This is a genomic window from Pelomonas baiyunensis (genome assembly GCF_043555935.1).
In the GTDB taxonomy this organism is placed as follows: Bacteria; Pseudomonadota; Gammaproteobacteria; order Burkholderiales; family Burkholderiaceae_C; genus Pelomonas; species Pelomonas baiyunensis.
Genome location: NZ_JBIGIB010000007.1, coordinates 150,356 through 164,252, shown reverse-complemented (window position 1 = coordinate 164,252; position 13,897 = coordinate 150,356). Strand labels below are relative to the sequence as shown.

Genomic DNA, 13,897 nt, shown 5'->3' with positions numbered 1-13,897 from the left:
GCAGTAACCCGTCAGGAGTGCAGCACCACCAGCAGCGCGGTCGCGGCCGACTTGGTGGCGTTGCGAATCGCGTGCGGGCCGTCCACCGCATAACGGGCGGTCTCACCCGCCTTGAGCTTGCTCGTCACGCCCTGGGCTGACACCTCCAGGCTGCCGGTCAGCACGCTCAGGTGCTCGCGCGAGCCCGGCTCGTGGGCCTGGCTGTCCAGCACGCCGCCGGGTTGAACCGTGAGCTCGTACCACTCGAACTGCCCGGCCAGCTCGATGGGGCCCAGGATGCGCAGCTTGCACAGGCCGTCCGGGCTGGTCAGCCCGGGCGTCGCGTGCGCGGGCACAGTCTCGATGGCGGGTGCCGCGGCACGCTCGCCGCCCAGCAACTCGCCCATGTCCACGCCCAGCGCGTTGGCCAGCCGCCAGACCACGGCGACGGTGGGGTTGGCCTGGTTGCGCTCGATCTGCGACAACATCGACTTGCTGACGCCCGCACGCTTGGAAAGGTCGTCGAGCGACAAGCCCCGGCTGGCGCGCAGTGTCTGCAAGGCCGCGCCGACGCGGGGCGGTTCGGTGTCCATGTTCATGCTTGACGGCGGTAAACGTTTTTCAGATACTGCACGCAAGTTCGATATATCGAACGCGTTCAATTTACCGAATTGTGCACCAGGAGCGGCGCCATGAGCCAAGCGTTCTACCAACACCTGCAAGCCGAACTCGAAGGCATCCGTGCCGCCGGGCTGTTCAAGGCCGAGCGCATCATCACCACGCCGCAAGGCGCCGTGGTGCACACCACCGATGGCCGCGAGGTCATCAACCTGTGCGCCAACAACTACCTGGGTCTGTCGTCGCACCCGCAGGTGATCGAGGCGGCGCACGAGGCCCTGCGCACGCACGGCTTCGGTCTGTCGTCGGTGCGCTTCATCTGCGGCACGCAAGACCTGCACAAGACGCTGGAGCAGCGCATCGCCCGTTTCGTGGGCTGTGAAGACGCCATCCTGTACGCGGCCGCGTTCGATGCCAACGGCGGCCTCTTCGAGCCGTTGCTGGGCGAGCAGGACGCCATCATCAGCGACGCGCTGAACCACGCTTCCATCATTGACGGCATCCGCCTGTGCAAGGCCCAGCGCTACCGCTACGAGCACAACAACCTCGACGACCTCGAGCGCTGCCTGAAGGAAGCCAAGGAGAAGGGCGCCCGCTTCACGCTGGTGTTCACCGACGGCGTGTTCTCCATGGACGGCACCATCGCCCAGCTCGACAAGATTCGCACGCTGTGCGACCGCTACGACGCGCTGCTGGGCGTGGACGAATGCCACGCCAGCGGCTTCATGGGCAAAACCGGCCGCGGCACGCCTGAGCACTGCGGCGTGTTCGGCAAGATCGACATCATCACCGGCACCTTCGGCAAGGCCCTGGGTGGCGCCTCGGGCGGCTTCACGGCCGCACGCAAGGAAGTGGTGGAGCTGCTGCGCCAGCGCTCGCGTCCCTATCTGTTCAGCAACACGCTGGCACCCAGCATTGCTGGAGCGTCGCTGGCGGTGCTGGACCTGCTGGAAGGCTCCACCGCGCTGCGCGACAAGCTGGAAGCCAACACGGCCTACTTCCGCCAGGCCATCCAGGCGGCCGGCTTCGAGATCAAGCCGGGCACCCACCCCATCGTGCCCATCATGGTGTACGACGCGGTGATGGCGCAAAAGCTCTCCGCGCGCATCCTGGAGCTGGGCATCTACGCCGTGGGCTTCTTCTTCCCTGTGGTGCCCAAAGGCCAGGCGCGCATCCGCGTGCAGATCTCGGCGGTGCACGAGCGCGAGCACCTGGAAAAGGCTGTGGCCGCCTTCACGCAAGCCGGCCGTGAACTGGGGTTGGTGAAATGAGCAAGCCCGTCCGCATCCTCATCATTGGCGCCAACGGGCAGATCGGCACCGAGCTGGCTGTCGAACTGGCCAAGCTGCATGGCAACGAGGCGGTCATCACCAGCGACCTGGCCCCCAAGGGCCGCGTGCCCACGCTGGCGCACGAAGCGCTGGACGTGACCGACGCCGGTGCGCTGGCCACCATCGTCAAGCGCCACAAGATCACGCAGATCTACCACCTCGCCGCCGCACTCTCGGCCAACGGCGAGAAGCACCCGATGTGGGCGTGGGACCTGAATATGAAGGGCCTGCTCAACGTGCTGGAACTCGCCCGGCACGAGAAGCTGGACAAGATCTTCTGGCCCAGCAGCATTGCCGCCTTCGGGCCGAACACGCCGGCCGTGGACACCCCGCAAACCACGGTGATGGACCCCACCACCGTGTACGGCATCTCCAAGCTCGCCGGTGAGCGCTGGTGCGAGTGGTACCACGCCAAGCACGGCGTCGACGTGCGCAGCCTGCGCTACCCCGGGCTCATCAGCTGGAAAACGCCCCCGGGCGGCGGCACCACCGACTACGCCGTGGAGATCTTCCATGCCGCCCTCAAGGACGGCCGGTACACCTGCTTCCTGGAAGCCGGTCAGGCGCTGCCCATGATGTACATGCCCGATGCGCTGCGCGCGACCATCGAGCTGATGAACGCGCCCGCCGACGCCGTGAAGCAGCGTGGCAGCTACAACCTGGCGGGCGTGAGCTTCACGCCGGACGACATCGCCGCCAGCATCCGCCGCCGCCTGCCCGCGTTCACGATGGACTGCGTGCCGGACTTCCGCCAGTCCATCGCGGCCAGCTGGCCCCAGCGCATCGACGACACCGCGGCCCAAGCCGACTGGGGCTGGAAGCTCCAGTACGACCTGGATGCGATGGTGGACGACATGCTCGCTAACCTTCAGCGCCAGCTGACGTCCTGAACCGTCGGTGAAAGCCCCCGTCGCGTGGGGCGGACGGCTCGCGGTCAGCCGTCGCTGCTAGGCTGCGTGGCATGACACCGCGTGTTCCACAGATTCTGATGTGCCTGGCCTGCGCAGCGGCCCTGCCGGCTCGCGCACAGCAAGCCGAGCAAGAGCCGGAGACCCAGTCCGCCCGCTACCTGTTGGGCGCTTCGCTGGCCAGCCGGCCGGAGTACGACGGGGCGGCGTCTCGCAAGACCCAGCTCAAGCCTTTGTGGGCCGTGCAGTGGGGGCGCTGGCGCATCAGCACCTCGGGCGGCAGTGCCTTGCTGGGCTTTGGGCGCGAAGGTGTTGGCGCGGGTGCCAGCACCCTGTTGGTGGACAACACCCGGCTGCGCGTGGGCCTGGCCTTGCGCATGGACAGCGGCCGCAGCAGCGGCGACGCCACCACCACGCAGGGCCTGCCCGATGTGAAGCGCACGCTGCGGGCGCGCCTCTCGGCCAGCCTGAACCTGGCGCCCGACTGGACGCTGAGCGGCAACCTCTCCCAAGACCTGTTGGGCCGCGGCGGTGGCCTGACGGCCGGCGCCGATGTGGGCTGGCGCTTCTACCGCAGCCCCACGGTGGAATGGGCCGCGGGCGCGGGCGTGTCGGCCGGCAATGCGCAAAACCTGCGCAGCTACTTTGGCGTGCCGGAGTCGGCCGTGGCGGCCAGTGGCAAGCCTGCGTACGAGCCTGGCGCCGGGCTGCGCGACTTGCATGCCGGCGTGAGCTTCACGCGGCCGCTTTCCAAGCATTGGTTCATGTTCGGCGGGGCGGGCGCCAGCCGTTTGCTCGGCCCGGCGGCTGACAGCCCGCTCGTGCAGCAACGCGACGGCCAGTACGCCAACCTGGGCGTGGCCTGGCGCAACTAGGGCGCCCGGCGCCCCGAGTTCGCCGAGTGGGCCGCGCCGAGCGGCTCGGCGGGTTTACAGCTTCACGCGGCCGCGCCAGATGTCGGCGTACATCACCCAGTCGCCCATGAAGCTGTAGATCGGGTGCTTGAACGTGGCCGGCCGGTTCTTCTCAAAGAAGAAGTGCCCCACCCACGCAAAACCGTAGCCACTGAGCAGCGCGTACAGCACCCACAGCGCGTTGCCCGTGGCCCACAGCTGCCACAGGCACAGCAGCACCAGCGTGCTGCCCACAAAGTGCAGCTGGCGGCAGGTGCGGTTGCTGTGCTCCTGCAGGTAGAACGGATAGAACTCGGCAAAGCCGTGGAAGCGGGCGGGGCTCATGCGCCGATTGCACGCGCGCCGTGCCCACCTCGCAACCGGGCTTGCCCGCAGCGGGGTCAGCCCAGTGCGGCGCGCAACGCGGCCAGCACGGCGTCTGGCGCTTCAGCCATCAGCGCGTGGCCGGCCGGCACGGTGTGGATGCGTGGCTTCAGCAGCGCACCCAGCACGGCGTTTTGCTTGGGGGCGGTCATCTGGTCTTGTGCGCCCAGGATGAAGTGCACCGGGCCGCGCACGCGGGCTGCCGCGGCCTCGCCGCCGGTGTAACGGTCACACACCTGGAAGTCGTTCTCGAACAGATTCACCTCGGTTTGCCGCGCTTGCAGCCGGCGCATCAGCGCCAGGCCGCCGCCGCGCAACCAGGCGCCCGGCCCGGGGTAGCCCGGCTTGGCGCTGGCCACCGAGTGCGAGAACGCGTTCACCATCGCCATCGCGGCCTCGGGGTTGTCGCGCGCGGTGGTCAGCAGCGCTTCCGACACCTTCATCGGGTAGGCCGTGCCCACCATCACCAGCGTGCGGGCGCGGCTGGCGGCTTCCAGTGCGATGAGCGAGCCCATGCTGTGCCCCACCAGCGCCGCCTCGGCCAGGCCGGCGGCGTCCATCAGCCGGTGCAGCCAGGCGCCGATGTCTTCCACCGACGTCAGCGGCCGGCCGGCGCTCCGGCCGTGGCCGGGCAGGTCCACCGCCAGCACGCTGTAGCCGTGGTGCGCGCACCAGCGGGCCAGCAGCGTCCACACGCTGTGGTCGTTCAGCGCGCCGTGAATGAACACCACGCAGGGCAGGGCAGGGTTGAACGGCTTGCCGCCGGTGTAGGCATAGGCCTCGTGGCCATCGACTTGCAGCTTCATGCGGCACCTCCGGCCTTGGCTGCCACTTTGAGCGCGCGCTTCAGGTCGTCGATCAAATCGGCGGGGTCTTCCAGGCCAACGGACAGCCGGATCGTGCCCGGCCCGATGCCGGCCTGGCGCAGCGCGGCGTCGTCCATGCGGAAGTGCGTGGTGCTGGCCGGGTGAATCACCAGCGATTTCGCATCGCCCACGTTCGCCAGGTGCGAGAACAGCTTGAGCGACTCGATGAACGCGCGGCCCTGTTCGCGGCCGGCTTTCAGGTCGAACGAGAACACCGCGCCCGCGCCGCGTGGCAGCAGGCGTTGGGCGAGTGCGTGGTCGGGGTGCGAGGTCAGGCCCGGGTAGTTCACGCGCTCCACCAAGGGCTGCGCAGCCAGGAACTCGGCCACGGCTTGTGCGTTGGCCACGTGGCGCGCCATGCGCAGTGGCAGGGTTTCCAGGCCCTGCAGCATCAGCCAGGCGGTGTGCGGGCTCATGCAGGCGCCAAAGTCGCGCAGACCTTCGCGGCGGGCGCGCAGCAGGAAGGCGCCCACCGTGCTTTCCTCGGTGAACACCATGCCGTGGAAGCCGTCATACGGCTCGGCCAGGGTGGCGAATCGGCCCGAGGCGGCGTGGGCGGCGTCCCAGTCGAACGAGCCGGCATCCACCAGCACGCCGCCCACGGCCGTGCCGTGGCCGCACAGGAACTTGGTGGCCGAGTGGTAGACCAGATCCGCGCCCAGTTTCGCCGGGCGCTGCAGGTAGGGCGTGGTGAAGGTGGCATCCACCAGCAGGGGCAGGCCAGCGTCATGCGCCAGCGCGCTGACTCCGGGAATGTCCAGCACATCCAGGCCCGGGTTGCCCAGGCTTTCGCCGAACAGCAGCCGCGTTTCGGGCCGGATGGCGGCGCGCCAGGCGTCCAGGTCGCGCGGGTTGACGAAGGTGGTGTCAATGCCAAAGCGCCGCAAGGTGTAGTGCAGCAGGTTGTGGCTGCCGCCGTACAGCGCCGTGCTGGCCACGATGTGGCTGCCGGCGCCCATCAGCGTGGCAATGGCCAGGTGCAGCGCGGCCTGGCCGCTGGCGGTGGCAATGGCGCCAATGCCGCCGTCCAGCGCCGCCATGCGTTCCTCGAACACCGCGGTGGTGGGGTTGGACAGCCGGCTGTACACATGGCCCGAGCGCTCCATGTTGAACAGCGAGGCCGCGTGTTCCGCGTTCTCAAAAACGAACGAGGTGCTCAGATGCAGCGGGGTTGCCCGTGCGCCGGTGCCCGGGTCGGGCGCGGCGCCGGCATGCAGGGCGAGGGTGTCGAAACCTGGCATGGTGTTTTCTATGGGGTGGAGTCGCGGGCATTGTGTGCTATGTTGCCCGGGCGTTTTTCCCTCGGAGGCCCCCATGAAAGTCGTCGATATCCTGCGTGTCAAAGGCGGCACCCTGTTCACCGTCGCGCCCGATCAAGCGCTCAAAGACGCGCTGGACGTCATGGCCGAGCGCGACATCGGTTCCCTGGTGGTGATGGAGCACGGCGACCTCGTCGGCATGCTCACCTTCCGCGAAGTCATCCAAGCCGTGGTCAAGAACGGTGGCGCCGTGGGCACCACGGTCGTTCGCACCGTGATGGACGACCACCCGCTGACCTGCACCCCCGAGACCGAGATCGACGAAGTGCGCCGCATGATGCTGGGCCGCCACGCCCGCTACATGCCCGTCATGAACGGCCGAACGCTGATGGGGGTCATCTCGTTCTACGACGTCGCCAAGGCCGTGGTGGACAGCCAAGACTTCGAGAACCGCATGCTCAAGGCCTACATCCGCGACTGGCCGGTGGAAGAAAACGCCGCCGAGGCCGAGCCCAAGCTCTGACGGCCGGCGCAACCCGCGCACCGCACCCCGCGGTTCGCAACCCGACAAGGCGGCCTTTGCGGCCGCTTTGGTGTTTCTGGCCCGCCTAAACTTGCAGGCTATGTCAGGCAGCACCTTCGGCGAACTCTTCCGCGTCACCAACTTCGGCGAAAGCCACGGGCCGGCCATCGGCTGCGTCATCGACGGCTGCCCGCCCGGGCTGGCGCTGAGTGAGGCCGACATCCAGCCCGAGCTGGACCGCCGCCGCCCCGGCACCAGCCGCCACGTCACGCAGCGCAACGAGCCCGACGCGGTCAAGATCCTGTCGGGCGTGTACGAGGGCCTCACCACCGGTACGCCCATCTGCCTGTTGATCGAGAACACCGACCAGCGCAGCAAAGACTACGGCAACATCCTCGACACGTTCCGCCCCGGCCACGCCGACTACACCTACTGGCGCAAATACGGCCTGCGCGACCCGCGCGGCGGCGGCCGCTCGTCCGCCCGCCTCACCGCCCCCATGGTGGGCGCCGGCGCCGTGGCCCGCAAATGGCTGAAGCAGACCTACGGCACCGAGTTCCGCGGCTGCATGACGCAGCTGGGCGAAGTGGAAATCGGCTTCGAAGGCTGGCAGCACGTGGGCGAGAACCCCTTCTTCGCCGCCAACACCAGCCAGATCGAGGCGCTGGAAGCCTACATGGACGCGCTGCGCAAGGCTGGCGACTCGGTTGGCGCCCGCATCCGCGTGGAAGCCACGAACGTGCCTGTGGGCCTGGGCGCGCCGCTGTTCGACAAGCTCGACGCCGACATCGCCTATGCCCTGATGGGCATCAACGCCGTCAAGGGCGTGGAAATTGGCGCCGGCTTTGACTCGGTGGCCCAGAAGGGCACCGAGCATGGCGACGAACTCACGCCGGAGGGCTTTGCCAGCAACAACGCCGGCGGCGTGCTGGGCGGCATCTCCACCGGGCAAGACATCGTGGCCGAAATCGCCATCAAGCCCACCAGCTCCATTCGCAGCCCCAAGGCCAGCATCGACCGCGCGGGCAACCCGTCAGTCGTGGAAACCTTCGGCCGCCACGACCCCTGCGTGGGCATTCGCGCCACTCCCATCGCCGAGGCCATGCTGGCCCTGGTGCTGATGGACCACGCGCTGCGCCACCGCGCGCAGTGCGGCGACGTGGTGCTGCCCATCGGAGCCATTCGCGGGCAGCGCTGAGCGGCGCAGGCTGGCTCAGGCGGGCTTGGTGCCCGGCGTCTGCAGCGCCCGCTCGCGCGAGCGATCAACTGGCCTTGCCGGTAGGCCAAACCCACCGTGGGCGACCCTGCAGCATGTTGTTAGCCCCGTCGAGCAGGCCCAAGCCGCTGTTGCGGCAGCGCGGTCTCAGAAACGGGTGGTTGGCGCATCAACGCAGTATCTGATCTTGCCGGCTTGAGCCACTTTCTAGCCGGCGGATGCCCAAACCCGCCCGCACCATGCCATTGGTCATGGCCGTTGAAATGCGCGCCCTGCGGCGCTTGATCCATGCCCGTTGCATTTCGTCGCCCCACGCGGCGGCCTGACCGTCAACCGGTGCAGCTCAGCCCCCGCAAACCGCGTTTCGTCACAAGCGCGCTGCGCTGTGGAGGCGCGATTTCTAGACTGCAAATGTCTGTTTCAGAAAGTGTTTGGGGGAGTCATGCGCAAGTCGTTCAAGGTGGGTGGCATCGCGGCGGTGGTGCTGTTGGTGGGTGGTGCAGGCTTCGCCGTGATGGCGAGCAAGGGCGAGGCCCCCAAGAAGCCGGGTGAAGAAGCGGCCAAGCCGGCGCTGGAGTTTGTGGCCGGCGAGGTGGTGAAGCCCACGTTGGCGGCCATGCCGGCGGTGGTGGAGTTCAGCGGCCCGCTGGTGGCGCCGGGCACGGTGGTGGTGCGGGCCAAGAGCAACGGCACGCTGCTGAACCTGGCGGTGGGCGAGGGCAGCCGTGTGCACGCCGGCCAACCGCTGGGCCAGGTGGACCTGGAAGAACTGCGCCACCGCGTGGCCGAGCGCAGCGCCAGCATGGAAGCCATGCGCGCCCAGATGGAACAGACCGAGCGCACGCACAAGGCCAACGTGGGCCTGGCAGACAACAACTTCATCGCGCCCACCGCGCTGGAAACCTCGCGCGCCGCGTATGAGGCCGCCCGCGCCAACTGGCAGGCCGCCAAGGCGCAGCTGGAAACCATGCAGGTGACCCTGCGCCAGGCGGCGCTGGTGGCGCCGATCAACGGCATCGTGTCCAAGCGGCATGCGCTGCCGGGCGAGAAGCTGGCGGCGGAGCAGCAAATCTTGACCATCGTCGACCTCTCCAAGCTGGAGCTCGCCGGCCTGGTGGGCACGCACGAGGTGGCGCGCCTGCAGCCGGGCATGAAGGTGCAGGTGAAGGTGGAGGGCACCGACACGCCGGTGGAGGCGCGCATTGACCGCATCGCCCCGGCGGCCGAGCCCGGCACGCGCTCGATTGGCGTGACGCTGGTGCTGCCCAATGCGAAGGAGACCTTCCGCGCCGGGCAGTACGCCGTGGCCAAGGTGGTGTTGGGCGACGACACGCCGCGGCTGACGGTGCCGCTGGCGGCCATCAGTCGCAATTCGGGCCAAGAGCAGGTGTGGATGATTGAGAACGGGGCGCTGGCGCGCCGCATCGTCACCACCGGCCGCAGCGATGCGCGCGAGGGCCGCGTGGAGGTGTTGAGCGGGCTGAAGGCCGACTCGCAAGTGCTGGCCGCGCGCTTTGACAACCTGCGCGAAGGCGACAAGGCCAACCTCGTGGCGGCGAAGAGCGCGCCGGCTGCGTCGTCAGCCGGGTCTGCGGCCGCCGTGAAGGTGGCGGCCGCTTCGGCGCCGGCGCAGCAGTAAGGAGCCGGCCATGTGGATGACCCGCGTTTCCATCCAGAACCCGGTCTTCGCGACCATGGTGATGGTGGCCCTGTGCGTGCTGGGCCTGTTTTCGTACGCCAAGCTGGGTGTGGAGCAGATGCCCGACATCTCGCTGCCCGGCGCCTGGATCGACGTGCGCTACCCCGGCGCCAGCCCCGAGGCGGTGGAGCGTGAAATTGCCAAGCCGCTGGAAGAGGCGATCAACACCATTGCCGGCGTGGACCGCATCCAGTCGCGCAGTTTTGAGGGCCGCGTGCAGGCGAGCGTGGAGTTCACGCTGAACACCGACATGAGCCGCGCCATGCAAGACCTGCGTGACCGCGTGGCGCTGGCGCAGTCGGCCTTTCCGCGGGATGCGAAGCCGCCCACGGTGTCGCGCTTTCAGGGCGACAACGCGCAGCCCATCGTGGTGCTGGCGCTGCTGAGCCCCACGCGCGGCTCGCGTGAGCTGTCGATGATGGCGGACCTGATCGTCTCCAAGCGGCTGGGCCGCGTGGAAGGCGTGGCCAAGGTGGATGTGGGCGGCATGACGACGCGTGAAGTGCGCATCGACCTCGACCCGCTGCGCCTGCGCGCCTACGGCGTGACGCCGGCCGAAATCGCCAAGGCGCTGGCCGATGCCAACACCGACCAGCCCGTGGGCCTGTTGAGCGACACCAACGCCGACGCCATCTTGCGGGTGGAAGGCCGCGTGAAAGACCCCAAGGCCTTCGGCCAGATGGTGGTGGCCCGCCGCGGCAACCTGGCACTGACGCTGAACGACCTGGGCACGCTGGTGGAGCGCGAGCGTGAGCGCGACAGCATCGCCCGCATCAACGGCCAGCCAGCCGTGAGCTTCAACGTCTTCAAGCAGCAAGACGCCAACATCGTGCAAACCGGCGAGGCCGTGAAGGAGGCGATGGAAGAGCTGCGCAAGACGCTGCCCAAGGACGTGGAGCTGCGCCTGATTTACGCCAACTCCGACTTCGTGAAGGGCTCGCTCACCGGGCTGAAGCACACGCTGATTGAAGGCGCGCTGCTGACCGTGGCCATCGTGTTCATGTTCCTGCACAGCTGGCGCTCGACCATCATCACCGGCCTGACGCTGCCGATTGCGGTCATCTCCAGCTTCATTGCGGTGCAGGCGTTCGGCTTCACGCTGAACTTCATGACGATGATGGCGCTGTCGCTGTGCATCGGCCTGTTGATTGACGACGCCATCGTGGTGCGCGAGAACATCGTGCGTCACGTGGGCATGGGCAAAAGCCACCACCAGGCGGCGGCCGATGGCACCAACGAGATTGGCCTGGCCGTGATGGCCACCACCTTCGCCATTTGCGCGGTGTTCGTGCCGGTGGCCTTCATGGGCGGCATCATTGGCCGGTTTTTCTACCCCTTCGGCATCACGGTGGCGGTGGCGGTGCTGGTGAGCTTGTTCGTGAGCTTCACGCTGGACCCGATGCTGTCGTCGGTGTGGCACGACCCGGTGAACCCGCGCGTGCGCCAGTGGCCGGTGCTGGGCCACGCCATTCGTGCCACCGACTGGACGATGGACCGCCTGCACAACGGCTACGAGCGCCTGATCGACTGGGCGTTCTCGGGCCGCCGCTACCGCGTGTTCGTGCCGCCGGTGCCGGCCTACGGTCGCCCCTTCCTGGCCAACGGTCAGCGTGACAAGAGCGCCCGCCGGGTGTGGCGCTTCGCCACGCTCACGCCGCGCGGCCTGGTGATGTGGGGTGCGTTCGCGAGCTTCGTGGTGGCGCTGATGCTGGCGCCGCTGGTGGGCAGCGAGTTCGTGCCGGAAACCGACAACGGCTTCACGCAGATCAACCTGCGCATGCCGGTGGCGTCCAGCGTGGAGCGCGGCAGCGCCAAGGTGGCGCAGATTGAAGAAATCTTGAAGGGCTACCCCGAGATCAAGACCGTGTCCACCGTGGTGGGCAGCACCGGCGAAGGCATGGCCACCGGCCGCAACCAGGCGTCGCTGAACATCTCGCTGGTGGAGCGCAGCGAGCGCCGCCGCACGCAAAAGGAAATTGAAGACGCGATCCGTGGCGACATCTCGCGCATTCCGGGCGTGGAGGTCAGCGTGGGCTTCAACCGTCCGATCTGGATCACGCTGCTGGGTGCGGACTCCGAACTGCTGACGCAGAGCGCGAACGACTTGGTGGAGAAGATCAAGAAGATCCCGGGTGCGGTGGACGTGGACACGACCGTGAAGCCCGGCGTGCCGGCCTACGCCGTGCGCTTGAAGGACTCCGCCATTCGTGAGCTGGGCCTGACTGCGCCGCAAATTGCCGCGTCGCTGCGCGCCTACGTCAACGGCGAGGTGGCCACCTACTGGACCACGCCGGACGGCAACCAGGTGGAGGTGCTGCTGCGCCTGCCGCGTGAGCAGCGCGAGCACATCGAGCAAATGGCGCAGTTGCCAGTGGCGTTCTCGAAGGACGGCAGCCCGATCGCGCTGGACCAGGTGGCCACCATCCAGCCGGTGTTCAACCCCGAGGTGATTCGCCGCGAAAACCTGCAGCGCCGCGAGGCCGTGTTTGCCGGCGTGCAAGGCCGCCCGGGCGGTGATGTGAACGCCGATGTGCAAAAGCTCATCAAGGCCACGCAGCTGCCCCCGGGCATCAGCTTCAAGGTGGACGGCGCCGGCAAGCAGCAGGCCGAGGCCTTCAACGGCCTGCTGGCAGCCATGGGCCTGGCGGTGATCTTCATCTACATCGTGCTGGCCAGCCAGTTCGGCAGCTTCGTGCAGCCCATTGCCATCATGGCCTCGCTGCCGCTCGCGCTGATTGGCGTGATGCTGGCCCTGCTGCTGTGGCGCTCCACGCTGAACGTGTTCTCGATGATTGGCCTGGTGATGCTGATGGGCTTGGTGACCAAGAACGCGATCCTGTTGGTGGACTTTGCCAACCACGCCCGCAAGGCCGGCGCCACGGTGGCGGAGGCGCTGCGTGAGGCGGGTCTCATCCGGATGCGACCCATCATCATGACGACCGCCGCCATGGTGTTCGGCATGCTGCCGATGGCCATTGCGCTGAACGACGGCGGCGAAATCCAGGCCCCCATGGGCCGGGCCATCATCGGCGGCGTCATCACCTCCACGTTGCTGACGCTGGTGGTAGTGCCGGTGCTGTACAGCTACCTCGTGCGTGACAAAAAGGCCACCGCGCCGGCTGCGGATGCCGCCGGCAGCGTGCTGCCCGTGCACGGCATGCCCGGCGCCATGCCGGCAGACAAGGACTGAGCTCACAGCCACCCATGCCGCGGCGTCCAGCCGCCTCTGAATCTCCCTCGAGCGCGCTCCTGCGCTTTGGCCGACCCAACCGGGTCGGCCATTTTTCTTTGTGGTGTCTGTTGCACTGCAACAAGCGGCTGGGCAGCGGGTATCCCTAGTTTGGTGTCGGTTGGCTTTACACCACGCCATCGGAAACCAGATGTTTCATAGGGAAGGTGGCGCTTGGCCTGGGAATTGCATACCCTGCGTCATAAATCACCGGAGACGGACATGCAGTTCAAAAACACCCTCGTTGGCCTCGCCCTTGCCGCCACGGCGCTGGTTGCCAGCGCCGCGCCTTCCTTGCTGATGCGCGGCGTGGGTGGCGTGGACCTGAACAACCTGGTGCTGGGTCAGGCGTTTCAGGTGGAAGTGGTGCTGCAAGGCTTCACCACGCCGGGCGAAGTGGACGGTGGCGGTTCGGGCGGCGGGCTGCTGACGCAAGATGGCTCCCCGCAACTGACGCTGCAGAACTTCGTGCTGGGCAACTTCGTGAACGCCAGCTGGGACACCGACCCGTCGTTGTTCCTGCTCGACTTCACCGCCGATGTGGCCGGTTCTGGCACCGTGGAAACCACCGGGCAATGCCTGAACTCCAACCTGCAGAACTACGGCTGCAACTTCGCCAGCGGCCCGCTGGCCTTCACCGTGCGTGACCCCAACGCCGTGCCGGAGCCGGCCAGCGTGGCGCTGGTGGGCCTGGCGCTGCTGGGCTTGGGTCTGGCTCGCCGCCGCGCCTGAGACCGCGAGCGCGCAGCGCAGTTCACTGACAAGGCCCTTCGGGGCCTTTTTTGTTGCCCGGGCTTGGCGAGCGCGGGCGAATGCCTGCAGAATCGCGCCCGCTCCGGGGTGCTCGGGCGTGGCGAAAGCCAAGCCCAGACGCTGAGACGGTCACCGACCGAACCCGTGAACTTGAACCGGCTAGTACCGGCGTAAGGAGAGCGCATGCCATGAGGCGTGCAGGCGTGGGGCCACCCGCGCCCTGCATCCACAGGCGGCCA

General features: G+C 67.9%; 12 protein-coding genes and 1 riboswitch. Of the genes, 8 read left to right on the top strand and 4 right to left on the bottom strand.

Going from position 1 to position 13,897, the window contains the following annotated elements; genetic code table 11:
• Nucleotides 1-11: 11 nt before the first annotated feature.
• Nucleotides 12-572, bottom strand: coding sequence for a helix-turn-helix domain-containing protein (locus ACG01O_RS21035; protein WP_394387432.1), 561 nt, complete (start codon nucleotides 570-572; stop codon nucleotides 12-14).
• A 99-nt stretch (nucleotides 573-671) separates the two neighbouring features.
• Here ACG01O_RS21035 and kbl point away from each other — a divergent pair, with 99 nt between their 5' ends.
• The 3 genes from kbl to ACG01O_RS21020 all read left to right on the top strand — a co-directional run bounded on the left by kbl (nucleotide 672) and on the right by ACG01O_RS21020 (nucleotide 3,711).
• Complete coding sequence (gene kbl / locus ACG01O_RS21030) at nucleotides 672-1,868, top strand: glycine C-acetyltransferase (protein WP_394387430.1); 1,197 nt, start codon at nucleotides 672-674, stop codon at nucleotides 1,866-1,868.
• Nucleotides 1,865-2,818 (top strand): NAD-dependent epimerase/dehydratase family protein, encoded by a 954-nt coding sequence (locus ACG01O_RS21025; protein ID WP_394387428.1) that lies wholly within the window; start codon nucleotides 1,865-1,867, stop codon nucleotides 2,816-2,818. Before kbl ends, ACG01O_RS21025 begins: the two co-directional genes overlap by 4 nt.
• A 71-nt stretch (nucleotides 2,819-2,889) precedes the next feature.
• Entirely contained in the window at nucleotides 2,890-3,711 is an 822-nt protein-coding gene (locus tag ACG01O_RS21020) for a MipA/OmpV family protein (protein WP_394387426.1), read from the top strand.
• A gap of 54 nt (nucleotides 3,712-3,765) precedes the next feature.
• On the opposite strand, the gene ACG01O_RS21015 is transcribed toward ACG01O_RS21020, so the two are convergent.
• From ACG01O_RS21015 to ACG01O_RS21005, 3 genes are read right to left on the bottom strand one after another with little or no spacing between them, the layout of a single operon-like run.
• On the bottom strand, nucleotides 3,766-4,074 hold the full coding sequence (locus ACG01O_RS21015; protein WP_394387424.1) for an Mpo1-like protein: 309 nt from the start codon (nucleotides 4,072-4,074) through the stop codon (nucleotides 3,766-3,768).
• Nucleotides 4,075-4,130: 56 nt separating this feature from the next.
• Complete coding sequence (locus ACG01O_RS21010; protein ID WP_394387422.1) at nucleotides 4,131-4,919, bottom strand: alpha/beta fold hydrolase; 789 nt, start codon at nucleotides 4,917-4,919, stop codon at nucleotides 4,131-4,133.
• The gene (locus ACG01O_RS21005) at nucleotides 4,916-6,220 is read right to left on the bottom strand and encodes an O-acetylhomoserine aminocarboxypropyltransferase (RefSeq protein WP_394387420.1); all 1,305 of its coding nucleotides are present in this window, start codon (nucleotides 6,218-6,220) and stop codon (nucleotides 4,916-4,918) included. The genes ACG01O_RS21010 and ACG01O_RS21005 overlap by 4 nt, the downstream gene beginning before the upstream one ends.
• A 73-nt stretch (nucleotides 6,221-6,293) precedes the next feature.
• On the opposite strand from ACG01O_RS21005, the gene ACG01O_RS21000 reads away from it, so the two are divergent.
• The 5 genes from ACG01O_RS21000 to ACG01O_RS20980 all read left to right on the top strand — a co-directional run bounded on the left by ACG01O_RS21000 (nucleotide 6,294) and on the right by ACG01O_RS20980 (nucleotide 13,637).
• Nucleotides 6,294-6,761 carry a CBS domain-containing protein gene (locus tag ACG01O_RS21000; RefSeq protein WP_394387417.1) on the top strand — a complete coding sequence of 156 codons (468 nt, stop codon included), beginning with the start codon at nucleotides 6,294-6,296 and terminating at the stop codon, nucleotides 6,759-6,761.
• A 100-nt stretch (nucleotides 6,762-6,861) separates the two neighbouring features.
• The gene (aroC, locus tag ACG01O_RS20995) at nucleotides 6,862-7,959 is read left to right on the top strand and encodes a chorismate synthase (RefSeq protein ID WP_394387415.1); all 1,098 of its coding nucleotides are present in this window, start codon (nucleotides 6,862-6,864) and stop codon (nucleotides 7,957-7,959) included.
• Between the two features lie 460 nt (nucleotides 7,960-8,419).
• Nucleotides 8,420-9,616 (top strand): efflux RND transporter periplasmic adaptor subunit, encoded by a 1,197-nt coding sequence (locus tag ACG01O_RS20990; RefSeq protein WP_394387413.1) that lies wholly within the window; start codon nucleotides 8,420-8,422, stop codon nucleotides 9,614-9,616.
• Between the two features lie 10 nt (nucleotides 9,617-9,626).
• On the top strand, nucleotides 9,627-12,866 hold the full coding sequence (locus ACG01O_RS20985) for an efflux RND transporter permease subunit (RefSeq protein ID WP_394387411.1): 3,240 nt from the start codon (nucleotides 9,627-9,629) through the stop codon (nucleotides 12,864-12,866).
• A gap of 261 nt (nucleotides 12,867-13,127) precedes the next feature.
• Nucleotides 13,128-13,637 (top strand): PEP-CTERM sorting domain-containing protein, encoded by a 510-nt coding sequence (locus ACG01O_RS20980; protein ID WP_394387409.1) that lies wholly within the window; start codon nucleotides 13,128-13,130, stop codon nucleotides 13,635-13,637.
• Between the two features lie 94 nt (nucleotides 13,638-13,731).
• A riboswitch (TPP riboswitch) is annotated at nucleotides 13,732-13,852 on the top strand.
• The last annotated feature ends 45 nt before the right edge of the window (nucleotides 13,853-13,897 follow it).

Bases quoted from the DNA above. Each gene is read 5' to 3' on its own strand.
- ACG01O_RS21010 (WP_394387422.1), bottom strand. From the start codon at position 4,919: ATGAAGCTGCAAGTCGATGGCCACGAGGCCTATGCCTACACCGGCGGC.
- ACG01O_RS20985 (WP_394387411.1), top strand. From the start codon at position 9,627: ATGTGGATGACCCGCGTTTCCATCCAGAACCCGGTCTTCGCGACCATG.
- ACG01O_RS20980 (WP_394387409.1), top strand. From the start codon at position 13,128: ATGCAGTTCAAAAACACCCTCGTTGGCCTCGCCCTTGCCGCCACGGCG.
- ACG01O_RS21025 (WP_394387428.1), top strand. From the start codon at position 1,865: ATGAGCAAGCCCGTCCGCATCCTCATCATTGGCGCCAACGGGCAGATC.
- ACG01O_RS21000 (WP_394387417.1), top strand. From the start codon at position 6,294: ATGAAAGTCGTCGATATCCTGCGTGTCAAAGGCGGCACCCTGTTCACC.
- ACG01O_RS21005 (WP_394387420.1), bottom strand. From the start codon at position 6,220: ATGCCAGGTTTCGACACCCTCGCCCTGCATGCCGGCGCCGCGCCCGAC.
- kbl (WP_394387430.1), top strand. From the start codon at position 672: ATGAGCCAAGCGTTCTACCAACACCTGCAAGCCGAACTCGAAGGCATC.
- ACG01O_RS20990 (WP_394387413.1), top strand. From the start codon at position 8,420: ATGCGCAAGTCGTTCAAGGTGGGTGGCATCGCGGCGGTGGTGCTGTTG.
- ACG01O_RS21020 (WP_394387426.1), top strand. From the start codon at position 2,890: ATGACACCGCGTGTTCCACAGATTCTGATGTGCCTGGCCTGCGCAGCG.
- ACG01O_RS21035 (WP_394387432.1), bottom strand. From the start codon at position 572: ATGGACACCGAACCGCCCCGCGTCGGCGCGGCCTTGCAGACACTGCGC.
- ACG01O_RS21015 (WP_394387424.1), bottom strand. From the start codon at position 4,074: ATGAGCCCCGCCCGCTTCCACGGCTTTGCCGAGTTCTATCCGTTCTAC.
- aroC (WP_394387415.1), top strand. From the start codon at position 6,862: ATGTCAGGCAGCACCTTCGGCGAACTCTTCCGCGTCACCAACTTCGGC.